At 64.9% G+C, this 21977-nt stretch carries 17 protein-coding genes and 1 pseudogene; 11 read left to right on the top strand and 7 right to left on the bottom strand.

The window, feature by feature from the left end:
* Nucleotides 1-21 precede the first annotated feature (21 nt).
* Both ACFV4R_RS13445 and ACFV4R_RS13440 read left to right on the top strand, forming a co-directional pair.
* Nucleotides 22-1197, top strand: coding sequence for a VIT1/CCC1 transporter family protein (locus tag ACFV4R_RS13445; protein WP_377202930.1), 1176 nt, complete (start codon nt 22-24; stop codon nt 1195-1197).
* A gap of 28 nt (nt 1198-1225) precedes the next feature.
* Nucleotides 1226-2167: a matrixin family metalloprotease gene (locus tag ACFV4R_RS13440; RefSeq protein WP_377202929.1), complete on the top strand. Its 942-nt coding sequence runs from the start codon at nt 1226-1228 to the stop codon at nt 2165-2167.
* Nucleotides 2168-2207: 40 nt separating this feature from the next.
* Here the strand turns inward: ACFV4R_RS13440 and ACFV4R_RS13435 are convergent, their stop codons facing one another.
* Together ACFV4R_RS13435 and ACFV4R_RS13430 are read right to left on the bottom strand one after the other, a co-directional pair.
* On the bottom strand, nt 2208-3341 hold the full coding sequence (locus ACFV4R_RS13435; protein ID WP_377202928.1) for an LOG family protein: 1134 nt from the start codon (nt 3339-3341) through the stop codon (nt 2208-2210).
* Between the two features lie 154 nt (nt 3342-3495).
* Entirely contained in the window at nt 3496-4914 is a 1419-nt protein-coding gene (locus tag ACFV4R_RS13430) for a sugar porter family MFS transporter (RefSeq protein ID WP_377202927.1), read from the bottom strand.
* 281 nt (nt 4915-5195) lie between these two features.
* Here ACFV4R_RS13430 and ACFV4R_RS13425 point away from each other — a divergent pair, with 281 nt between their 5' ends.
* From ACFV4R_RS13425 to ACFV4R_RS13415, 3 genes are read left to right on the top strand one after another with little or no spacing between them, the layout of a single operon-like run.
* A complete protein-coding gene (locus tag ACFV4R_RS13425) occupies nt 5196-5936 on the top strand; it encodes a GntR family transcriptional regulator (RefSeq protein ID WP_091718525.1) in 741 nt (246 codons plus the stop codon).
* A 19-nt stretch (nt 5937-5955) separates the two neighbouring features.
* Nucleotides 5956-6849, top strand: coding sequence for a 5-deoxy-glucuronate isomerase (iolB, locus tag ACFV4R_RS13420; RefSeq protein ID WP_377202926.1), 894 nt, complete (start codon nt 5956-5958; stop codon nt 6847-6849).
* A 37-nt stretch (nt 6850-6886) separates the two neighbouring features.
* On the top strand, nt 6887-7903 hold the full coding sequence (locus tag ACFV4R_RS13415) for a LacI family DNA-binding transcriptional regulator (RefSeq protein ID WP_377202925.1): 1017 nt from the start codon (nt 6887-6889) through the stop codon (nt 7901-7903).
* Nucleotides 7904-7930: 27 nt separating this feature from the next.
* Here ACFV4R_RS13415 and ACFV4R_RS13410 read toward each other — a convergent pair whose 3' ends face one another.
* Entirely contained in the window at nt 7931-8503 is a 573-nt protein-coding gene (locus ACFV4R_RS13410) for a recombinase family protein (RefSeq protein ID WP_377203013.1), read from the bottom strand.
* 624 nt (nt 8504-9127) lie between these two features.
* On the opposite strand from ACFV4R_RS13410, the gene ACFV4R_RS13405 reads away from it, so the two are divergent.
* Nucleotides 9128-9715: an ABC transporter substrate-binding protein gene (locus ACFV4R_RS13405; RefSeq protein ID WP_377202924.1), complete on the top strand. Its 588-nt coding sequence runs from the start codon at nt 9128-9130 to the stop codon at nt 9713-9715.
* Nucleotides 9716-9896: 181 nt separating this feature from the next.
* Here the strand turns inward: ACFV4R_RS13405 and ACFV4R_RS13400 are convergent, their stop codons facing one another.
* The 3 genes from ACFV4R_RS13400 to ACFV4R_RS13390 form a co-directional block, all read right to left on the bottom strand.
* Complete coding sequence (locus ACFV4R_RS13400; RefSeq protein ID WP_377202923.1) at nt 9897-10244, bottom strand: hypothetical protein; 348 nt, start codon at nt 10242-10244, stop codon at nt 9897-9899.
* 70 nt (nt 10245-10314) lie between these two features.
* Nucleotides 10315-10947, bottom strand: a complete 633-nt coding sequence (locus ACFV4R_RS13395; RefSeq protein WP_377202922.1) for an ANTAR domain-containing protein — start codon at nt 10945-10947, stop codon at nt 10315-10317.
* A 506-nt stretch (nt 10948-11453) separates the two neighbouring features.
* On the bottom strand, nt 11454-11939 hold the full coding sequence (locus ACFV4R_RS13390) for a hypothetical protein (protein WP_377202921.1): 486 nt from the start codon (nt 11937-11939) through the stop codon (nt 11454-11456).
* A gap of 495 nt (nt 11940-12434) precedes the next feature.
* Between ACFV4R_RS13390 and ACFV4R_RS13385 the strand changes: the two genes are divergently transcribed.
* The 3 genes from ACFV4R_RS13385 to ACFV4R_RS13375 all read left to right on the top strand — a co-directional run bounded on the left by ACFV4R_RS13385 (nt 12435) and on the right by ACFV4R_RS13375 (nt 17323).
* Nucleotides 12435-13334, top strand: coding sequence for a DNA/RNA non-specific endonuclease (locus ACFV4R_RS13385; protein ID WP_377202920.1), 900 nt, complete (start codon nt 12435-12437; stop codon nt 13332-13334).
* 228 nt (nt 13335-13562) lie between these two features.
* Nucleotides 13563-16217, top strand: coding sequence for an AMP-binding protein (locus tag ACFV4R_RS13380; RefSeq protein WP_377202919.1), 2655 nt, complete (start codon nt 13563-13565; stop codon nt 16215-16217).
* A 731-nt stretch (nt 16218-16948) separates the two neighbouring features.
* The gene (locus ACFV4R_RS13375) at nt 16949-17323 is read left to right on the top strand and encodes a hypothetical protein (RefSeq protein ID WP_377227111.1); all 375 of its coding nucleotides are present in this window, start codon (nt 16949-16951) and stop codon (nt 17321-17323) included.
* Nucleotides 17324-17693: 370 nt separating this feature from the next.
* On the opposite strand, the pseudogene ACFV4R_RS13370 reads toward ACFV4R_RS13375, so the two are convergent.
* A pseudogene (locus ACFV4R_RS13370) lies at nt 17694-18074 on the bottom strand (SOS response-associated peptidase).
* 569 nt (nt 18075-18643) lie between these two features.
* Here ACFV4R_RS13370 and ACFV4R_RS13365 point away from each other — a divergent pair.
* Together ACFV4R_RS13365 and ACFV4R_RS13360 are read left to right on the top strand one after the other, a co-directional pair.
* Complete coding sequence (locus ACFV4R_RS13365; protein ID WP_377202918.1) at nt 18644-19918, top strand: glycosyltransferase; 1275 nt, start codon at nt 18644-18646, stop codon at nt 19916-19918.
* Nucleotides 19915-21765, top strand: a complete 1851-nt coding sequence (locus ACFV4R_RS13360) for a right-handed parallel beta-helix repeat-containing protein (RefSeq protein ID WP_377202917.1) — start codon at nt 19915-19917, stop codon at nt 21763-21765. Before ACFV4R_RS13365 ends, ACFV4R_RS13360 begins: the two co-directional genes overlap by 4 nt.
* Nucleotides 21766-21977: the final 212 nt, after the last annotated feature.

The following is a 21977-nucleotide window of genomic DNA, read 5'->3' as shown; positions in this document are numbered from 1 at the left end:
CCCACCAGCCCAGGAGTCTTCGTGTCGCAGCACGCCCAGTCCACGCCAAACCATTCCGATCAGCACCACTCCAGCCCGGAGTCCGCCCCGCGTCCCGGCGCAGCAGGCCACCATCCCGCACCGTCTTCCGCGGACCTCAAACGGTGGCGCCAATACCTTGCCGACGAACGGGCCGAGGCCGCCGTCTACCGCGACCTGGCGCAGAACCGTGAGGGTGAGGAACGCGAGATCCTCCTCGCCCTCGCCGAAGCCGAAGGCCGCCACGAAGCCCACTGGCTGGGACTGCTCGGCGACCAGGCCGGGAAACCGCGCCCCGCCTCCGCCCGCAGCCGGATGCTCGGGTTCCTGGCCCGCCACTTCGGGTCGGTCTTCGTGCTCGCCCTGGCGCAGCGCGCCGAAGGGCGCTCGCCCTACGCCAAGGACCCCAACGCCACCGAGGCCATGGCCGCGGATGAACAGATCCATGAGGAAGTGGTCCGTGGACTGGCAACCCGGGGCCGCAACCGCCTGGCCGGCACCTTCCGTGCCGCGGTCTTCGGCGCCAACGACGGCCTGGTCAGCAACCTGTCGCTCGTAATGGGCATGGCGGCCTCCGGCGTTGCCAGCAGCGTGGTGCTGCTTAGCGGCATCGCGGGCCTCCTGGCCGGCGCCATGTCCATGGGCGCCGGAGAGTTCATCTCCGTCAGGTCTCAGCGGGAGCTCCTGGCCGCCACCCGCCCCACGCAGGTCACGCTGGCTGCGGCCCCCAAACTGGACCTGGAACACAATGAGCTCCTGCTGGTGTACCTGGCCCGGGGCATGTCCCACGAAGCAGCCGAACACCGGGTGGCCGAACGCATGGGCCTGCTCTCCTGCGACTGCGATCCCAGCCTGTCCCTCCAGCCCGAACTGCCGGAAGAGGAGGACCAGCACGAGGCCGTGGGCACCGCCTGGGGAGCCGCGTTGTCCAGCTTCTGCTTCTTCGCGTCCGGCGCCATCATTCCTATCCTGCCGTTCCTGTTCGGCCTGACCGGGGTCTCCGCCCTGGTGGTAGCCGGCGCCCTGGTAGGCGTGGCACTGCTGGCAACCGGCGGCGTCGTTGGCCTGCTGTCCGGCACGTCTCCCCTGACCCGGGGCCTGCGCCAGCTGGGCATCGGCCTGGGCGCTGCCGCCGTCACCTACCTGCTGGGGCTCGTCTTCGGCACCGTCGTCGGCTAACAGCGGCCCCTGCCGTGAAAGCCCTTTTGTGGAGGAATTCCCGCCCCGGCATGCCGGGAGACGCCCCCAACGCAAGCACGGTCCGGGTTACCGGGCCGTGCTTGTCGTCGCCCTCTGCACGGCTGCGGTGCTGGGCGGCGCCGTGGCTCTGGGCGATCGGCGGATCAGCCAACTGCTGGCCCAAGGTCAGGGGCCAAGTCAGGTCCCCGGGCACTCACAGGAACAACCCGACGCAGGCAGTGGCGACCCCCTTCCCGGGCTCGCCGGCGAACCATCTACTGCCAGCACTGACGCGCCCCCTCCGGGGTACGAGGAGGCGTCTGTTCCGCTCGCCGAGCCTGAGGTTCCGGCAGTGGGCAGCGACTCCTACCGCTTCCTGGCGGTCAACGGTGACGGCACCCCGGTGGGCTATTCGCCCTGCCGCCCCCTCCACTACGTCGTCAATGACCAGCTGACCCCTGCCGGTTCGGAACGGCTCGTCCCGGATGCCATCAGCATCATTTCGGCCGCCACCGGCATCACCTTCGTCTATGACGGCACCACTGGCGAACAGCCCTCGCCGCAGCGCGCCGCGTTCCAGCCGTCAGCCTATGGCGAGCGCTGGGCGCCGCTGCTGATCGCCTGGACCACTCCGGAAGCTTCTCCGGAACTCGAGGGCAAGGTGATCGGCACGGGCGGGAGCACGCATTTCAGTTTCGACGGCGGTCCCAAGACCTTTGTCACCGGCAGCCTGGATTTGGATGCCCCGCAGATTACCGATGAGCTGCGCCAGCCGGACGGGAGGTTGTACGCCGCGGCGGTCATCCTGCACGAGCTGGGCCACGTGATGGGACTGGACCATGTGGCGGACCCCGGCCAGCTGATGTATCCGGAAATCGGCGGTTCGGTTGGCGCCTCCGGGAGCCTCGCGGACGGGGACCGCAACGGCCTGTATGAGCTGAGCAAGGCGCAGTGCCGGAAAGACCTCTAGGCCTGCACGTGCCGTGCCGCCCAGGCCGGTTCAGTGCCCGTCAGCCCGGCAACACTGCCACGGCCTGGTCCACGGTGTCCACCAGGAAGATCCGGTCCTCCATGGCGCGGCCCGCCGCGAGCTGGCGGAGCAGGGGCCAGGCGGGGTAGTCGCGGGTCCAGTACTGCGTGCCCACCAGGACCATGGGCGTCACCTTTTCCCGTGCGCCGTAGTAGTTCTCGCAGGCGTCCTGGAAGATTTCCTGGACCGTTCCGGCGGCGCCTGGGAGGAAGATGATGCCGCCCCGGCAGACGTCCAGCAGGACGGCCTCGCGGATGGAGTTGGCGAAGTACTTGGCGATGTGGGTGGCGAAGTAGTTGGGCGGCTCGTGCCCGTAGAACCAGGTGGGAATGCCCAGCGAGGGTGTACCGCCAGGGTAGCGGTCGACGACGGCTGCCGCGGCGCGTGCCCACGCGGACACGGACGGGCGGAAGCCGGGGACGGCAGCCAGGAGGCTGAGCGCGGCCTGCAGCCCGCCGTCGTCGTACCCGCCCAGGTAGGCGCCCAGGTTGGCGGCTTCCATGGCACCCGGCCCGCCGCCGGTGGCCACCGCATGTCCGCCGCTGACCAGCAGCCGCCCCAGCCGTGCAGCCTCAGCGTAGTCAGCACTCCCCCGTTGCGCCGCGTGCCCTCCCATGACGCCCACCATGCGTTTCCCGGACCAGGGGCCGGCGCGGAGCACCTCGTCCAGCGCATCGCCGATGGCGTGGTCGTGCAGCGAAGACGCCAGGGTGGCTTCCACTCGGTGTTCCCGGCCCGGCTGGATGCTCCAGTGATAGATCCGCGCATCCGGCAGTTCTTCATAGGGGGCGCCGGCCAGTCCTTTGTACAGTTCGGCGGGCGCGTACAGGGCTGAGCGGTAGGGATCGAAGGGGACCCCCTGCAGCCGCGGGAAGATCAGGGCTCCCCTGCCGCGCAGCCTGCTTTCCATCCCGTCGTCGAACGTGCAGCCCAAGAACAGGGCGCCTTCCACGTCCAGGCCGTTGAGCGCCGCCGACCTGCCCCGAAGGTCCAGGGACTGCGCATGCCATCCGTGGGCGCGGACCGCCCCCGCGGCGACCAGCCGGTCGAAGCTCTCCAAGTCCTCCACTTCGAGGCTGCGGGGCGTTGGCCCCAACTTTCCGGAATGGCTCATGGCTGCCGTCGTCGTCCGCCGCTGGTCATGGGTTCAGCCTAGGCCAGCCAACGCGAACGCGGGGCCGGACCCCGCCCGCCCGGCTGGTACCGGGAGGGCAGGGTCCGACCCCCCGCGAGGCGGATGTCAGGATGCGGCGGACTTCGCCGGGGTGCTAGGCGCGAACCTTCGCCGGCACCGCACCGTCACGGAAGTGTGCTTCAAGGTCCTCCAGCGAGTGACCCTTCGTTTCCGGGACGAACTTCGCCACGAAGGCCAGCGACGCGACGTTGACCAGGACGAACAGTCCGAAAGTACCGGTGGAGCCGAGGGCGTTGACCACGATGGGGAATAGGAAGGAGATGGCGGCGTTGACCGTCCACAGCGCGAAGACCGCGATTCCCATGGCAAAGCCGCGGATGGCCAGCGGGAACATCTCTGAGAGCAGGAGCCAGACGCAGGTGCCGATGAAGCACTGGACGAAGGCCACGAACAGCATCATGGCGGCCAGGATGGTGTAGCTGGCAAGGTCGGACTGGGGCAGGAGGAAGACGATGGCCAGCAGCGCCTGCGAGCCCACCACGCCGGAGAAGCCGATGACCAGCATCTTGCGGCGTCCCACAAAGCCCAGCAGCCAGATGCCCAGGATGGTCATCAGCACCGAGGTGACGCCGACGCCGATGGTGGCTACGAGTGAGGCGCTGACACCAAGCCCGCTCTTTTCGAGGATGGTGGGTGCGTAGTAGTTGACGGTGTTGATGCCCGTTGCCTGCTGGACGGTGGCCAGGCCGATGCCGATCCACAGCAGCCGGCGCATCCAGGGGTTGTTCTTAAGGTCGCGCCAGGCGTGGCCGCGTTCTTCCTTCGCGGTGCGGGCGGTCCGGGCGATTTCCTCGAATTCGGCCGCGGCCTGTTCCGGGGTGCGGCTCATGGCCAGGACGCGGCGGCTGTCTTCGAGCCGGCCGCGGATGGCGTACCAGCGGGGTGACTCGGGGAGCATGAGCATCCCGGCAAGGAGCGCCAGCGCCGGGAGCGAGGCGATGCCCAGCATGGTGCGCCACACTTCGGTGTCGTGGATCAGGGCGTCCAGCAGGGCATTGATGGCGAAGGCAAGCATCTGGCCGGTCACGATCATGAGTTCGTTGATGGTCACCATCCGGCCGCGGAGGTGGGCCGGCGCCATTTCGGCGAGGTAGAGGGGACAGGTGACGGCGGCCGCGCCGACGCCCAGGCCCAGGACGATGCGGGCGGCGACCATGAACGTGACGTTGGGCGCGATGGCGCAGCCGATCGCGCCCAGCAGGAACAGCAGCGCGCAGACCAGCAGCGAGCCGCGGCGGCCCAGTTTGTCCGCCATCCGGCCACCGGCCAGGGCCCCAACGGCGGCACCGGGGAAGAGCAGGGCGCTGACAACGGTGGCTTCTTCGACGGCGGTCATGTTCAGGGAGTCGTTCATGTACAGCAGGGCGCCGGAAATCACGCCGGTGTCGTAGCCGAACAGCAGGCCGCCGAGGGTGGAGATGACGGTCAGGCGGGCCAGGTAGCCCCGGCGCGTGGACCCGGGGGCAGTAGGGGAAGGTTTCTGCAACAGCATTGTTGCCTCTCAGATTCTTTAGGGACCGAACGGTCCGGAATGTGATGCGTCCCACTAGATTAGAGCGCTCTAATTAGCGGCGTCAAGAGAAAGTCTTAATGTCAGAACAAGTCGATTTGACGGCATGCTGCCCAACCGGCGGGCAGCCAGCCTTGACCCAACAACCCCGCCTGCTACGATCGAACCAGAAAGTATGTCCTATCAAGAGAACATATGACGGCAAAGCGGCTGCGCCCCATCCGGGCGGAACCGGACGCTGCGACCGAGAACAGGAATACACCGTGGCTAACAACCTGGGCCTCAGCATCGACCGCTCCTCCCCCGTGCCGCTCTACCACCAAGTAGTCCAGGGCATCGAGGCAGCCATCCACAGCGGCGTGCTGGAACCGGGCAGCCGGCTGGATAACGAGATCGACCTCGCCGCGCAGCTGAACCTCTCCCGGCCCACCATGCGCAAGGCCATGGACGAACTGGTGCGCTCCGGGTTGCTGGTGCGCAAGCGCGGCGTAGGAACCCAGGTGGTTTCCAGCCAGGTCCGCCGCCCCCTGGAACTCTCCAGCCTCTACGACGACCTCACCAACAACGGCAAGAAGCCCACCACAGAGGTGCTCAGCTTCTCCCACATTGAGGCCGACGACGCCACCCTGGCCATCCTCCAACTGCCTGCCGGATCCAAGGTGTACCACTTCACCCGGTTGCGGAAAGTGGGCGGCAAGCCGCTGGCCCTGATGGAGAACTGGGTGCGCGACGACATCGCTTCCATGGACGAAGCGATGCTGTCGGCCGAAGGCCTCTACTCGATCCTCCGCCGTGGCGGCGTCAACTTCCGGCTTGCCACCCAGCGGATCGGGGCCGTGACGGCCAACGAGTACCAGGCCTCCATGCTGGACGCCGCCGAAGGTTCGGCCCTGGTCACCATGGAGCGCACCGCGGTGGACGACACCGGCCGGCACATCGAGACCGGGCACCACGTCTACCGCGCCGATTCCTACAGCTTCGAAATGACACTCGTACAACGCTAAACCGCAAGGAACACACACCATGACCAACTGGGTCTACCCCCTGGGCACCGCCGCCGACGGCATCTGGGATGTCTCTCTCGGGACGTCCGATTCCTCCCTCACTGTTGACGGGTGGGCACACACCGGCCTGAAGGTGGCCACCCTGGCCGCGGGCGCCGCCGTCGAACTTCCCGCCGCGGACGAAGAACGCATTGTGGTGCCCCTCAACGGGTCCTTCACCGCCACTGTGGACGGCACGGACTACCCGCTTGCCGGCCGCGCGTCCGTGTTCGCTGGCCCCAGCGACGTTCTCTATACCGGGACTGGGCGCGCCGTCACTGTCAGCTCGGCCGACGGCGGCCGGGTCGCCATCGCGACGGCACCCGCCAAGGCCTCGTACCCCACCCGACTGGTACCGGCTGCGGACACCCCCGTGGAACTTCGCGGGGCGGGCAACTGCTCACGCCAGGTCCACAACTTCGGCACACCCGCTGCGCTCGAAGCGGACCGGTTTATCGTCTGCGAAGTACTTACTCCCGCCGGAAACTGGTCCTCCTACCCGCCCCACAAGCACGACGAGGAAAAGGACGGCGAGACCCACCTCGAAGAGATCTACTACTTCGAGACGCAGGTGGCCTGCGGATCCGGAGCGCCGTCCGACGCCGATGCCATCGGCTACCAGCGCGTCTATGCCTCGGATGAACGCCCCATCGACGTCTCCGCCGAGGTCCGCACCGGCGATGTGGTCCTGGTGCCCTACGGCTGGCACGGCCCCGCCATGGCAGCCCCCGGCTACGACCTGTACTACCTCAACGTCATGGCGGGCCCGGGCCCCGTCCGGGAATGGCTGATCAGCGACGACCCGCACCACGGCTGGGTACGCCAGACCTGGGACACCCAGAACATCGACCCGCGGCTGCCCTTCGGAGCCTAAGGCCGGGCCGAGCCGCCTGCTGGCATAGTGGAGTCTTGTGAAACAGACTTCCCCTTCGCCACGGTCAGTGACCATGGAGGACGTGGCACGCGAGGCCGGAGTCAGCCGCGCGCTGGTGTCCCTGGTGATGCGCGATTCCCCCAAGGTCTCCCCTGCCAAGCGGACGGCGGTGCTGGAAAGCGCCGCCGCCCTGGGCTACTCCCCCAACCGGCTGGCCAGCCGGTTGGCGAGCCACCGGACCAACGCCGTAGGAGTCCTCTTCCTCGACCTGCACAACTCCGTCTTCGCCGACATCTATGACGGCCTCAGTGAAGGGTTGGCGGGCAGCGGCAACCAGGTGATGGTCGCCGTCGGCTCCGCGGATCCCCACACCGAGGCTGAAGCGGTGCGTTCCTTCGTGGACCTGCGCGTGGACGGGGTGATCCTGGCCGGCTACACCGGCACCTCCGAGGACCTGGCGGCCGCCCTGCGCGGGACCCCCGCGGTGGTGATTACCCGTGAGTTGGAGGCCGACGGCGTCGATTCAGTTTTGACGGACGACTTCCGTTCCGGCGTCCTCGCCGTGGAGCATCTCTACGGCCTGGGGCACCGGCGGATTGCGCACGTGGACATCTCCGACTGGCTCCCCTACACCGCCCGCCGCGAGGGTTACCTGCACGCCATGAAGGAGCACGGCCTCGCGCCCCAGTTGGTGCACAGCGACATGACCGAACGCGGCGGACGCGCGGTGATGGAGCAGTTCCTCGACTCGGACGCGCAGCTCCCTACGGCGATCTTCGCGCACAATGACCTTACGGCCATCGGCGTCATGGAGGCGCTGAAGGGCAGGGGCCTTACGGTCCCGGGCGACGTGGCCATTGTTGGCTGCGACAACATTGAGTTCGCGGCTTCCCCGTTGGTTGGCCTGACGTCCATTGACCAGCACGCCAGGGAGTTGGGTCAGGTGGCTGCGAGGGCCATGCTGGACCGGATCGCCGGGACCGCCGGGCCGGCAGCGACCCGCAAGCTGGAACCGGCCCTAATGGTCCGCCGCTCTTCGGACCCCACAGCCTGATCGACTGACGCTAAGCAGGGGCGCCGCTCAAGATTCAGTGGTGCGCCTCTTGAGTTCGCGGTATACCGTCGTCCGTGACACGCTGAACAACTCGGCCAGCTCGGCCTGTGTGTGCTCTCCGGCATCGTGCAGTGTCAGAAGGTACTTTCGCTGCGTCTTGGACAATTTCGGCGGCTTTCCTTTCAGCCGCCCCTTGGCCTTTGCAACGGCCATGCCTTCGCGGGTGCGCATCCGGATGAGATCGGCTTCAAACTCGGCCACCATTCCCAGGACGTTGAACAGCAGCCGGCCTACGGGGTCAGTCGGATCGTGGGTGCTGCCGCCCAGACTGAGGGCTACTCCCTTGGCTGTCAGCTCGTCGGCGATGTCCCTGGCGTCCGAAAGGGAGCGCGCCAGCCGGTCGAGCTTCGTCACCACGAGCGTATCGCCGGCCCGGCACGCAGCCATCGCTTCGCGAAGCCCGGGCCGCACACGGTTTGCTCCCGTCAGGCCGTGATCGACAAAGATCTGCTTCTCATCAACACCAAGGGCAAGGAGGGCGTTTCGTTGGGCCGTCAGGTCTTGGTCGTTCGTCGAGACCCGGGCGTAACCGATCTTCATTCCAGTCATGAGGATCATAGTTGCAGTAATCCCCCCATCACCGCGCATTTCATCGTGCGGGTCGTACGTACATGGCCGAGTTCAGCAGCCACGCGGAACTGTCGGTTTCACAAGTCGGCTGCACGGATGTCAGAAGTCATCTGCACATGCCCCTGCCGGAGGGCTCAAATCCGCCCTGACCTAGACTTGCCGGATGTATTCCTTGGCTGCGATTGGACTGGTATTCCTGACAGCGTTTGTGTGGGTTGGAGGGGTCCTGTTGATGCTCCTCACCCTCGACAAGACGCAACGCAAAGCGGCCCGGAACGCCCGGCGCGCTGCGCGCACTTCCGCGGCCCAATTCAAAGCGGCCACGACGGCCTCTAGGCGCTAAGAACCCCCATCCTGGATATTGACCGGCCTCGTGTCCGCCCTGGACGATGTGGAACCTTACGCTTGAGGGCTTGACTAATCAGCATGCTTACGAATAGCTTGAAACTGTAAATGTGGCATGATTCACACAACATTTCAGGGTCTTGGGGGACCCGCCATCCAGCAATCAAATAGTTCCACCGGAGTTCTGAAATGGGGGCGGGGCGACCGGGGGTTCATGCGCCGTGACCGGCGCTGAAAGGAACACCTGCGATGCGAACACGAGTTCTTGCTTCACTAACCACCGTTGCCCTCTCCGGCGCCATGTTTTTGGGGGTTGCAGCACCGGCAGCGTCGGCAGCGCCGCCCGCCGCCGCGCCCGCCGCCGCTGCCCAGGCGCAGAAGCAGCTGGCAACATTCACCGCGACCTACACAAATGTCCCCATGGTCGATCCCGTGACCAAACTACCCGTGGACACGTTCAATGCGACATTCACCGCGAAAAAGTTTGTGAATCAGAACGGGGCCCTGGCGGTCACCGGTGACCTGGTCGGAAAGACGGTAACCGGAGGTCAGAGCTTCTCCGTCCCCGTGACGCTGCCGGTCCAGACGGGCCCAACCACCAATGCTGCGGCGCTGGCGGCCCCGGCCTGTGACGTCCTCAACCTTGTCCTCGGCCCGTTGCACCTTGACCTCCTGGGCCTGGTTGTCGATCTAAATCAGGTGGTCCTGAACATCACCGCCCAGCCCGGTGCCGGTAATCTCCTCGGCAACCTGCTCTGCGCCATCACCGGTCTGCTGGACGGCCCCAGCCCCCTGAACGGCATCGTGGCCCTGCTGAACCGGATCCTCGGCATATAAGTATGGAAACTCAGCCGCTGACCTTGACTCCCGGCGGCTGAACGAAGCGGGTGGCCGATGGGCCGCCCGCTTCGCGCCGTTCAGGCAGCCGTGTGCACAGCTTCGGCAGCCGGATGACAAGGCTGACATATCCTTCTGGTTCGACTCCCCAAGCACCAGCGACGGCGATAGTCTCTGGCGGTTATTCGGTGACGTCGTCGTTTGCCTTGGAGAGGAATTCCGAAAGGCTCTTTGCATCGGAGGGCATCAGAAAGACTTCAAAGGGCTTGATCTGTCCGGTGGCTTCGAGAGTGAGTGTGATGCCTTCGGAGCCAACGCTCGGCCGCGCTGACCAAGTGGCCAGGACCGGTGGGAGGTCTTGGCCCATCAGGACAAAGCGGTCCTGCATGTCCCATGGTGCGCCGGCGTCGATCATGTCCTGGTGCTCGGCACAGACGTAGGCCTCACGGTAGTCCGTGGGCCCGTTCCCGCTGCCGACAGCAAAGGCTGTGCCCGGTTTTCTGCACCGAATAACTGAGCAGGTAATCATGCTTGCGATAGTACTGATGGATGTTCGAGCCCTACAGTCATGGACTGAGAATAGTCGACGTGCCCAGGGGCTATCCGTGTGCTGTGTCGGCTGTTGGGTCGCCGCCGGGGCTGGTGGCCCGGTTGATGATGTCCCGGGCAATGGCATGTACCTTCAGGTTCTTGTCCTGGCTCATCTGGTTCATGAGCTCGTATGCTCTGTCGGCGCTGATACCGGTTTTTCCCATGAGGATGCCTTTGGCTTGCTCGATGTAGTCCCGATTAAGCGCTGATGCGGCCACGGCTTCGGTGGCGAGCTGGTGCCGGTCGGCGTGGATGGACTGCGTAATGTCAGCTACCGCGCCCCAAACGCCCACCGGTGTGCTGCCGTCGAGGATGTAGTCCGCTGTCAGGAGCAGCTTGTGCTGCCGATCTTTACGGTCCCGGATGGAGATGTAAATCGAGGAAGGGCCACCATGGGAGGACACATGATCCCAGTAGGCCTGGACCGTTTCCCGGTCCTCAGGCTCAATGTGGGCCAGTGCCATCTCCATTGACGGAACGACGTCCCCGCGTTCATAGCCGTAGATCCGGTACAGCCCGTCAGACCAGTGAAACCGGTCATCGGCGAAGGAGTATTCGACCAGTCCCGTGGGGCAGTCAAGATAAGCAGGGTGCGGTAGGTTACTGGACGCATTCTCGCCCAGAGAAGGATTGGATGACAAACAAGGGACCATTCGACGCGACGGGAGCCCGCCCCCCTGCTGAGCCGGAATTCAACAGATAGATTACAACAACCGCTCGGTGAGAATTACGCCCAAATCGTGCGTCACGGTTCGACCCTGAGGGTTGGGTCAGAACCGCGTTTGGGGCGTTCGGGATATGACCGGTGGGCATGTCCGGGACCGGCTGCTGGAAGGCGGTCCGTGTCAGTCGGTGGGGAGGGGCAGCCACTGTTCTGAGGGGTGAGCTGTGGTGTTTTAGCGGCTCCTGCGCTGACTTTCGGCTACGCCGGCCTCGTACCAGAAAATGGCTGACGGTTCCGGGCACGGAGTATCAAGATTCCGGTAAAGGGCGTCCAGAAGGAGCGCCAGTTCTTCATCCGACAACGCGGACATGACCGGATCCGGGGCTTGGGGATCACTGATTACCGCCAGCAGCTGCTCATCTGTCATCAACTGCGGCTTTGCGTCGGGCGGATCTTCCTGGTGCGTGCCCAGCGCCTGGCCCCTTACATCCGCCCCGCGGCAAGGTCCGGGTCGTCATCTTTGGCTTTACTGTCCGTCTCCGGGACAGTCAGTGACGGCACCGGCTCCTGCCTCGAGGCCTGCAGGAAGCGCCATACCACCGCCGTGGCCGCGGCCGCCATCAGGAAGCCACCGGCCCACCACCATCGCCTGGCCCCCCGGTGGGTCACCTCGATCGGCGCCGGAGCCGCGACGTCACCAGCTTTTTGTCCGACACGCTTGAGTTGTTCCTGAACCCGGGGAGTCAGCGTCTCCACGCCGCCGGCAAGCTCGTCCGCCACGCGCCGCAACACCGTTTGGAGTCGAGGGGACGCGGTTTCGACGCCTGCATCCAGCCCGGCGACGGCTCGCTGTAAAGCGGCCTGCACACCGGGTGTGGCCCATTCCCTGCCCCTGGCCAGATGGCCGGTGAGATTCTCCACAAGACGGTGGAGCTGCTCGGTGTCCGTCATACGTTCTGTGGTGCGCATGGGGTGCCTCCTGTTTGCAGTGGATGCCCACAGCATAGGGTGGGTACCCACTGCAGGAACAGACCCGATTCACATCAGCCCATAAGCCCCGGGTGATACCTACCAACCGCACTATCCGGTAGGTTTCGGCGGGCTGACCGGCAGCCCACAGTCCGGGGAGCAGGGTCATACCGGTGCCTTCCGGAAACGCACCTTGGACGGAGCCGGCGAAGGCTGGGGGAGGCGTTCGTGGTCTCAGACGAACGCCCACCTCGCCGGCTCCGAACTTCACCCTAGGATCCGTAGGCTGCTGAGCGCTCCAGTAGTGGGTACCCGCCTTTCATAGGGTCGGGTACCTAGCATCGGAAGGACACCCCGGCCACGGCCGGCTGAGAACCGCGTTATCGGGTCCCCCGGTGCAGAGTTTGTTGTGACCTGGGTGTGGGCGGCGACGGTATCCTTTCGGCGTTGCCGTGCGTTAGCTGCCGTGTCACCGGCAGTTGATAGGGTCCGGGAATGGATGAAGTAGTGACAGCCGCGGCTTTGGCCGGAGCGGCACGAAACCTGGCCAACCGTATCGGTTACGACGAGGATTTCCTCGGCCGTACCGTGCCGGTCCCTGCCCTCCCGGGTGTGAAGACTGTGTTGCTTCCCTACACGCATTTCTCTGTCCTGATGCGTCCGGACAAGCGCCTCGCGGCAGTCACCGCTTTGGGCCTGGACGGCACCAAGCTGATGGACATTGACCGTGGCGGGATCCAGTGGAGGCTGGATCCACGGCTCCCGGCAGGCGAGCAGACAGGGGAACGTGTCTACGCCCGCAACGACGTGGATCGCGGCCACCTGGTCAGGCGTGCCTCCGCCGTGTGGGGCGAGACCCGCGCCGAAGCAGCCCAGGCAAACGAGGACACCTTCTTCTACACGAACGCCGCGCCCCAGGCAGCAAAGTTCAACCAGGGCATGGAACTCTGGCTCGGTCTGGAAAACTACCTCCAGGAGAACGCGGCCGGCAACAGCCGCCGGATCGTCGTCTTCACCGGCCCCATCTTCGGCGACACCGACCCCGTGTATCGGGGCGTGGAGATCCCGCTCAAATTCTTCAAAATCGCCGCGTTTCTCTACCGCAGCGAACTCGCGGCCACCGGTTACGTCGTGGACCAGACACCGCAACTGGCTGACCTGCCCGACGTCCCCCGTCCCGGCGCCACCGACGAAGCTCCCCCGCTGGGTCCGTTCCGTACCTTCCAGACCCCCATCCGGGACATCGCCACACTCACGGGACTCAGCCTGGACCACCTCGTAATCGCGGACCGGATGCCGATCGCCGCCGCTCTTCCGGGCGCCCGCATCGGTTCGATGTGGCGGGAACTTCGCTCTCCTGAAGATCTCGACCTCGACTTCGACCTCGAATCCTGACGTGCGGCCGGCTCACCCGCACCACCGCCGCGCTCATCCCTAGTGGGGCGCCAGAGTTCTAATGGGGGCCACGAATGACGCCGATGCGAGTGTCGGTGCCTGACTTCCTGCCAGGCTCAGTGGCTGTTCACGATGCGGGTATTCCAGGCGGGATCCATCGCTGTCATCTGTTGGGGCAAAGACATAGTCCATTTGAGTTAGGTAAGGTTTACCTTCTAACGTTCAGGCGTGACCGTACAGCCAGAAGTGGCAGGAGTCTCTTTCGCCGCTAACCTGGCCCGTTTCGGAGACCGCATCGCCATCAGAACCAGAAGCCAGTCAGTTAGTTACAGCGAACTGGCCCGCCGCGTGGAGGACATTGCCCTTTCTTTTGGGCCGAACCGTCGTCTGGTCGCCTTGGAGGCCGACAACACGTTGCCGTCCCTGATCGTCTATCTGGGCGCCCTCGCGTCCGGCAACCCGCTGTTGATTCTGCCCGCAGGTAGCGGCCGCGCGGCCCAGACGCTCCTGGCCGCCTATGATCCGGACATTATTGTCCACTCGGCCCATGATGAGGTGGTACTGGACGTGCGTCGGGATGAGACCCGGCATACGCTTCATCCGGACTTGGCGGTGCTTCTGAGCACGTCGGGTTCCACCGGTTCACCCAAGCTCGTCCGACTCGCGGCCGAGTCCGTCCAGGCCAATGCGGCGGCAATCGCCCAGTACCTGCAGCTGCGACCCAGCGACACGGCGGCCACGACGCTCCCGCTGTCCTACTGCTATGGGATGAGTGTCGTGAACAGCCACCTCTCCGTCGGCGCCTCACTGGTCTTGACGGACCTTTCGGTCGTGGACCCCTGTTTTTGGGAACTGGTTCAGTCTCGGGAGGTGACGTCATTCGCCGCCGTGCCGTACACATTCGACCTTCTCGATCGTGTGGGATTTGAGGAGATGGTGGTGCCCAGCCTGCGCTACATCACCCAGGCCGGCGGGCGTCTGGACCCGGACCGTGTGCGCTTCTACGCCGAACTGGGCCAACGGCGCGGCTGGGATCTCTTTGTCATGTATGGCCAGACCGAAGCGACGGCCCGCATGGCCTACCTGCCTCCGGATCTGGCCGCCCTGCACCCCCACGCCATTGGCGTTCCGGTACCCGGCGGATCCTTCCGGCTGGAACCTGTGGCGGGACTGGATGACTGCGAACTCGTTTACACCGGCCCGAATGTCATGCTCGGGTACGCCGAAGGGCCGGAGGACCTTGCCTTGGGGCGGGTCATCACAGAACTTCGGACCGGAGACCTGGCCAGACGCTCAGCGGACGGTCTCTTCGAAATCGTGGGTAGGCGCAGCCGCTTTGTGAAAGTCGTTGGTCTCCGCGTGGACCTGGGGCAGGTCGAGCGGCTGCTGGCGGACCTTGGTATGACCGCCGCGGCGGCGGGCAAAGATGAGCTGATCGTCGCTGCCGTCGAAGGCGGCCAGGACCTTTCCCTGATGGCCAAGTCTCTTGCCCACGACCTGGGTGTTCCACGTGGGTCCGTCCAGCTTTTTTCCGTGCCGGCCCTGCCGCGTCTTAGTAACGGGAAGCCTGACTACCCGGCAGTCCGGGCCCTGGCCGCCCCTGGTGAGGAAGGTGCGTGCTTGCCTGCCGTTGTTCCACCTGTTCTCGAAGGCCCGGCGGACGTGCGGAGAATTTTCGCGGAAGTGCTCGAACAGGAGGACATCGCCGACACGGACACATTCGTTTCCCTGGGCGGGGATTCGCTCTCGTACGTGGCAGCATCGATCCGGCTGGAGCGTGCTCTCGGTTACCTCCCGCAGGGATGGCATCTCGTGCCGGTCTGCGAGCTGGTCCCTGACGAGGCCTATCAAACAGGTCCAGGACGGGCAGCCCCGGGCGGACCGGCGCGCACGTCGCGAAAATGGTCCCGGCGGCTCCTTGCCCGTATGGAGACCGGGACCGTCCTGCGGGCTGTGGCCATCGTCTTTATCGTCTCCACTCACATAGGGTTTTTCCACTGGGAAGGCACGGCGCATGTCCTGATGGCCGTGGCCGGCTATAACTTTGCCCGCTTCCAGCTGACCGGAACACGCCGTTCCCGGCTTAGAAGGCAGCTGCGCAGCATCGCACGGATCGTGGTTCCCAGTGTGGCGGTCATCGGTGTCGCCTTCACGGTGACAGAGACGTATGCGTGGCCCAACCTGTTCCTGCTGAACACCCTGCTTGGCCCGGAGGGATGGACCGACTACTCGCGGTTCTGGTTCGTTGAGATTCTGGTCCACATTCTGATCGGGCTGGCTGTTCTGTTGGCGGTGCCTGCAGCTGACCGCGCACAGCGCAGGTGGCCCTGGGCTTTTCCGCTGGGACTGGTCGCCATTGACCTGCCTCTGCTCTTCGGCCTGGTGGACAGCCGCTATCCGGGCCAGGGCCCGGTCCTGTGGCTGTTCGCCCTGGGCTGGGCAGCGGCCGCGTCACGGACCCTGTGGCACAGGGCGGCCGTGACCCCGATCGGCCTTCTTGCCATCCCCGCCTCGTTCGAGGACCCCTACCGCAGCGCCACCATCCTGGCGGGCTTCCTGATCCTGCTCTGGGTTCCAACCTTGGCCGTGCCCCGCGGGCTCCACCGGATCACCGCCCTGCTGGCCAGCGCGTCGTTGTACATCTACGTCACGCATTGGCTGGTGTATCCAGTCTTCGCCCCGACCGATCAGGCCCTGGCAGTCCTGGCTTCCCTGATCGCCGGAATCCTCTATTGGGCCGGCGCCACCCGGGTCATGGGTATCGCCGAAAAGTGGTTGAAAACCCGCCCCTGCGTCGCCGCTAGGCGCTTATCAGAGGCAGCAGTAAGCCCAATCGACGCATCTTCCGAACAACGCCAGGCAGTGCGTCCACCGGCGGGCTAGCACCGAAATCAGAGCCTCGGTGTTCTCCTGTCAACCTTCATTCGCCGGCGACCGCGCCAACAAGGAACACCGCCGAGGGAGGTCGCCGACACCCTAGGAGTCTCCGTGCCCACCCACTGCCGATGGGTCCCGGCCACTGGAACGACCGAGGCGCCAAAGGAAGCAGTCCCTGCTGATTGATGCGGACAGCTTCGGAAACAGGTGACCATTGGTGCGGAGGACCATCGAGCAAAATGCAGTTTCGTGCGGGGAACTTCTGACATTTCCGCGTCCAGACTCGTCTGCAATGCCCCGGATTTCCGCGGGCGCTTGTGCAATCGTCTTCTGAAAACGAAAGGTATTTTGCCGAGGGTGCCGGGTACCCTGCCAGGATCGAGGAACGCGGCAAGACGTGGCCTTTGGCCCCCTGGCTGCACCTTTAGAGTGTCAGCATGGACAGTTTCTTCCTGGTTGGTTTAGCCGCGGTGATAGCGGTTCTCCTCCTAGCGGTTATCGTGGCAGCCGTCCGGCCCAGTCGGCCGGGCCGGCACAAGGGCGCCTATATTCCGGCGAAGGACCGCCCGTCTTATCCCTATGCAACGAACCACAACGCCACCACTGACGGCGTGGGGCCTCGCTCGAAGAGGTTCCCGGAGCTGGAGCGCTAGCACGCAATGTGTGTGGATCATCCCGCTTAGACTGCTGCTGTGAAGCGAACTAACGACTCGGGTTCCACGGGGAAGCCTTCCGGTGTGCCGCGCAACAATGATCCCCATCAGCGTCCCGGTAACGGTAGTCTCCGGTTCTGGGCTGCATTCTGGACGGCGTTTTGGGCCCTCCTGTTTGGTGTGGGGGCTGCCGTCGGGTACGTCTTCCTGACCGACCGTCACCCCATCGGCGTTCTGTCCATTCTGTTTTTCGTGCTCGGATGCGGTCTCGGACTGGGCCTGTACCTGCCCTCCCACTTCAAGAGCGCCCGTACGAAACGGGACATGTTTGTCAGTGTTGGCGGCGATCCGACCGGGATCACCCCTTGGATGTTCGGAGCCATGGGAGGCAGCATCACAGAAGACGGTGTGTGGGAGTGGTACACCCCCTCAGGGTCAAGCGGAGAATCCAGCGTCTAAACTCTCCGTGTCGGTCTACCCCCGTGGTCGCTGGACCACGTCCCGGGTGACGTGCCCACATTGGATTTCATCACCCCAACACATAGCGTCGTCCCGGCTTAAAGGACCCAACCAGCACCCACGGTGAGCCGGCAGGCCCGGTGCTGGAGCATGGGGAACCCGCCCGCACCGCAGAAGGACCACCATTCCGCTGGTGTGCTTCGGCGGATCTCGCGGGAGCCGTTCTCGTCTACGGAGTGTCTAGTCGGCAGGTTCGATGAGTTCGGGGCCGTTGTTGCGGACACTGTTCACCCGGGTGCTGACGATCCGTGGGGTGAGGACCGGGTCGGGCAGCGTGTCGAGGAGAGGCTCTGGACGTCGTTCTTGTCGGTCAGGTCGGGGTCGAGCCATTCGGTGAGCCGGTCGCGCGGGATGATGACGGGGGACCGTTCGTGAGTGTGGCCCCAGGGTGGTCCTGGGTCGATGTGGTCAGCACGGTGCAGCTGAGCAGCCAGCGGCCCGGGTCGTCTTCGGGGACGGTCGGGTCGGCCCACCATTCATACAGGCCGGCGAAGGCCAGCAGGTCCTCTTGCTCTGAGTAGAGGTAGTTCGGGATTTTCTTCCCGTCGTCGGTCTTCTACCACTCGTAATACCCTTCGGCCGGGACCAGGCAGCGGCGTTTGACCGCGGCTTTGCGGAAGGACGGTTTTTCGAGGATCGATTCGCTGCGGGCGTTGATCAGCTTGTTGCCGATTTTGAGGTGTAGGAACACTCCAGGCGGGGCCGGAAGGTCGACAGAAGCAGATTCGCCCCCCGCTGGGGCATACTGCTCAAATCTTGAGTTTCCCCCGTTGCCGGGGCTTAAGTTTCCAGCCCGAAGAGCACCGAAGCAGCGAAACCAACAGCCTCGAGGCACAACGAGATGCAGCCAGAAGGGGTTCCTGTTGACCTTCGCGTCGCTTGCCCACACTCCTGTCCCATGCTCTCAAGGCCACCGCCCTTTCTCCCACATTGATCCGACGCTTCCCGCGGCCATGTTTCAGGCATTTTTCCGATACATATTCTCAGTATTGGCTTCAGTGGGAACGAGTAGTGTTTAACCAGAAAAACGGGTAGCCGCAAAGGCAATTAGAGTAGCGCGGGCACTGGTGTGCAACGAAGCCGGTCACGCATGCTCGTTAACAAGGCTCATCGAAGAGCTGGCAGCAGTGAACGCCCGACCCCCATGTAAGGGGGGCGTTGTACCCCGGGTGCGCCACAGTCCCGTGGTGGGAAGACGTTTTGCCGGCAGTTCAGCCAGTTACCTCCCTCACTGATTTCCCACCCAGCGAAGGACTGCCCATGCCTCCCTTTGAGCTAAACGACGCCCTCACCGGGCTCAGCCGCAGCAGTTTCAGTGAAATTTATGCCGAATTTTCCCCCTACTTTCCACTTGCCGTGGCCGGTGTCATTGTCTGGGGCCTTTGGCTTTACCGTTTCATCCTCTCCCACCGTTCCCACCCGATTTTGACCGACTACTCGGCGTCAACATCGGTGATTGTGCCGTCCTTCCACGAGGATCCGGACATCCTGATGAGCGCGCTGGAGTCGTGGCGGCAGCAGAAACCCGACGAGATCATCATTGTCCTGGACGTTGAAGACCTGGACGCCTACGGGCGGATCACCGCCCTTGGCGACGAATCTATCCGCCCCGTGCTGTTCCACCACATGGGCAAAAGGTCTGCTCTGGGAGTGGGCATGCGGATGGCGCGGCACGAGATCCTGGTCCTCACGGATTCCGATACGTGGTGGCAGCCCGGCCTGCTGGCGAACGTCCAAATGCCGTTTGAAGACCCGATGGTCGGGGCAGTCGGGACACACCAGAACGTGTACCAGCGGGACACCAGCATCTGGCGCCGCATCGCGGACTGGCTGGTCAATGTGCGGTACCTGGACTACGTCCCGGCCATGGGCAGGGCAGGCGCCGTGCCCTGCGTGTCAGGCCGGACAGCCGTTTACCGCCGCAGCGCCGTTATGGATGTCATCGAGCACTTGGAAAACGAGTACTTCATGGGACGCCGCTGCATCTCCGGCGATGACGGCCGGCTCACCTGGCTGGTGCTGGCCTCCGGGTACAAGACTGTCCACCAATCATCGGCCCGGGCGCTGTCCATGTTCCCCTCGAGCTTCCGCGCATTCATGAAACAGCGGATCCGCTGGAGCCGCAACTCCTACCGCTGCTATCTCACCGCCATCGCTAAGGGCTGGCTGTGGAAGGTCCCCTTCGTGACGAAAGTGACAGTGCTGCAGATCCTCCTCACCCCCGTGACCATGGGCCTCACCCTCGTTTACCTCATTCTCCACCGGCTCGACCCCACGCCGCTGGGCGTCCTGGCAGCCGTTTGCTGGCTGCTCTTGGGCCGCGGCATCCGCGGTATCTCCCACCTTCGTAGGCACCCCAAGGACCTGTTGATCCTCCCGGTCTTGGCCGTCACTGTGATCCTGGTTGCCCTGCCCATCAAGATGTACGCCTTTGCCACCATGAACAAGCAGGGCTGGCTCACCCGGCACGCCGATCAGACCGGCGGCGACGGCCAGGACGCGGCCACCCTCAGCGCCGGGGAGCTGGCGGCATGAGAGCCTGGCGGGCTGTAGCGGCTGCAGGCCTCACGGCTGTGCTGGGAACGGTGGGCTTCATCTACGCCGGAACCATTAACGAGGGTTCCGGCGGGGACGCCGTAGGCCGGAACGAGATCGCGGACAACGGCAACGTCCAGGGCGTGCTGTATCCGGGCAACCCGGCCAGTGAGGCGCGGCTCGTGGAACAGGAGGATGAACGACTGGTCTACGTCCGCACCATCGCCTCAGCCGCGCGGTGGCGGGTGGAAGGACTTGAAGGGCCCTACCGGATCCGGACGGGGTCGAGTTACACCTTGGTCCTGCCGGCCCGAAATGAGCCGTACACCGTGGCCGACCTGCTGGCTCTGGCCCCCAACGCCTTCCGGCTGCAGGACGACGGCGTCTACCTGCTGTCCGAGAGCGTCGCAGTCCTGGCCGGCGCCACCTTGTCCCTAGCGTCACCGAACCCTGCGGCAGCACTGAACCTGCGGTTGGAAAGCGGCGCCCGGACTTTCGTTTCCGTTGTCTCCCTCGGCGGGTCCCTGACCCTGGGCGGCACCGAAACCGCACCCGTCAACGTCAGCAGCTGGGACAGCACCAAGGGCGGCCCCGACAGAAACACCGTGGACGGGCGGTCCTATATCAGGGTGCTCGGCGGCCACGCATCCTTCGCATACTCCGAAATCTCCGAGCTCGGCTTCTGGAGCGGCAACACCGGAGGGCTCTCCCTCACCGGCACCGACGCTGTCGGCACCTTCAGCGAGGAACAGCCGACGCCGGGCGAGACACAAGCGGCCAGCGGCGGCGCCCGGCTCCTGCCCGAGGGTGAACTCGCCCCGCTTACGCAGGAATCTGCGCAGGACTACAGTGTGGTCACCGCCGGAATCGACAATGTCCGGCTGCAGAACAACGCTTATGGCCTCTTCGTTACCAACGCGAGGGACATCGCCGTGCGGAACACCACCATCACGGGGAGCCTCGTGGACGGACTGGTGCTCCACCGGTTCGTTTCCAACGCCACCATCACGCGCACCACTTCTTCGGGAAACGCGGTGGATGGCTTCAGCGTGGGCCGTTCCGTTAAGGGCGTCAGCCTCGAAGGCGTCAAAGCCCTCTCGAACGGGCGGAACGGGATATCCCTCGACGGCCGTCCGCTCGCTGACGGGCCCAACGCGGTGGGAACGGCCGTGGATGCATACGGCGGAAACACTGTTACAGCCGGATCGTTTGAGGATAACGCCAGATATGGGGTCGAAGTCATCGGCGGCACCGCGCTGGCAGTCAAGGACAACAGCGTGAAGGGCAATGAGATGGGCATCGTTGCGGCCGAGGGCGTCAAGGGCCTTGCCATCACGGGTAACCACCTGTCGGACAACACCCGCCAGTCCATCGCAGTCAGGGACGGGGAATCCAGTGCCGACGTCAGCGGCAATACCATCACCGGAGGTGACACCGGAATCTATGTCCGCGACGCCGGGGTAAAGGTCAGCGGCAACGTGCTGGACAGAATCACCAACCACGGGATCACCCTGCTCGGCGACGTGCACAAGACCACGATCGCCGGCAACACCGTAGCCGGCAACGGATCCACCGCCATCTGGACAGAGGCGTCAGCAGGCGCTGCCCTGGGGGAAAACGACATCCTCGCCTGGGCTCCGGCATTCACCGTGCAACGGGTAGTGAAGTCCGTCTTCCAGCCTCTGACCTTCATCTGGTTCGTCCTCGCGGCGCTGCTGCTGATCACCGCCGTCGCCCGCGGCAAAAACGCCGAACGCATCATCCGCAGCCCATACGCCGACCACGTCCCACTGACATCCCTGAGCAGGGGAGTGGTGACGTACGACGACGTGAGGCAGCTGAAATGACAAGGCGGCGCATCACGCCCGCTGCCTGGGCCGCGATCGCCGCAGTCGTGATCGCCCTGGTGATAGGAGTTTTCGCCCTAATGAGCTTCCAAAGTACAACACCCCAAGGGGGCGGCCCACGCTCAGCCGGAACAGGCGAGCAGAGCACAGCACCTCCGCCTGCTGCCAGCGGCCCGGCAGTCCCTGCCGACTGCCCCTCCGCCACGGTAACG

Source organism: Pseudarthrobacter sp. NPDC059871 (assembly GCF_042731175.1).
Lineage (GTDB): Bacteria > Actinomycetota > Actinomycetes > Actinomycetales > Micrococcaceae > Arthrobacter.
The sequence above is the reverse complement of the archived record's forward strand: the minus strand, read 5'-3'. Positions and strand labels throughout refer to the sequence as shown.

Bases quoted from the DNA above. Each gene is read 5' to 3' on its own strand.
- ACFV4R_RS13435 (WP_377202928.1), bottom strand. From the start codon at position 3,341: ATGAGCCATTCCGGAAAGTTGGGGCCAACGCCCCGCAGCCTCGAAGTG.
- ACFV4R_RS13430 (WP_377202927.1), bottom strand. From the start codon at position 4,914: ATGCTGTTGCAGAAACCTTCCCCTACTGCCCCCGGGTCCACGCGCCGG.
- iolB (WP_377202926.1), top strand. From the start codon at position 5,956: ATGACCAACTGGGTCTACCCCCTGGGCACCGCCGCCGACGGCATCTGG.
- ACFV4R_RS13410 (WP_377203013.1), bottom strand. From the start codon at position 8,503: ATGAAGATCGGTTACGCCCGGGTCTCGACGAACGACCAAGACCTGACG.
- ACFV4R_RS13405 (WP_377202924.1), top strand. From the start codon at position 9,128: ATGCGAACACGAGTTCTTGCTTCACTAACCACCGTTGCCCTCTCCGGC.
- ACFV4R_RS13400 (WP_377202923.1), bottom strand. From the start codon at position 10,244: ATGATTACCTGCTCAGTTATTCGGTGCAGAAAACCGGGCACAGCCTTT.
- ACFV4R_RS13390 (WP_377202921.1), bottom strand. From the start codon at position 11,939: ATGCGCACCACAGAACGTATGACGGACACCGAGCAGCTCCACCGTCTT.
- ACFV4R_RS13385 (WP_377202920.1), top strand. From the start codon at position 12,435: ATGGATGAAGTAGTGACAGCCGCGGCTTTGGCCGGAGCGGCACGAAAC.
- ACFV4R_RS13365 (WP_377202918.1), top strand. From the start codon at position 18,644: ATGCCTCCCTTTGAGCTAAACGACGCCCTCACCGGGCTCAGCCGCAGC.
- ACFV4R_RS13360 (WP_377202917.1), top strand. From the start codon at position 19,915: ATGAGAGCCTGGCGGGCTGTAGCGGCTGCAGGCCTCACGGCTGTGCTG.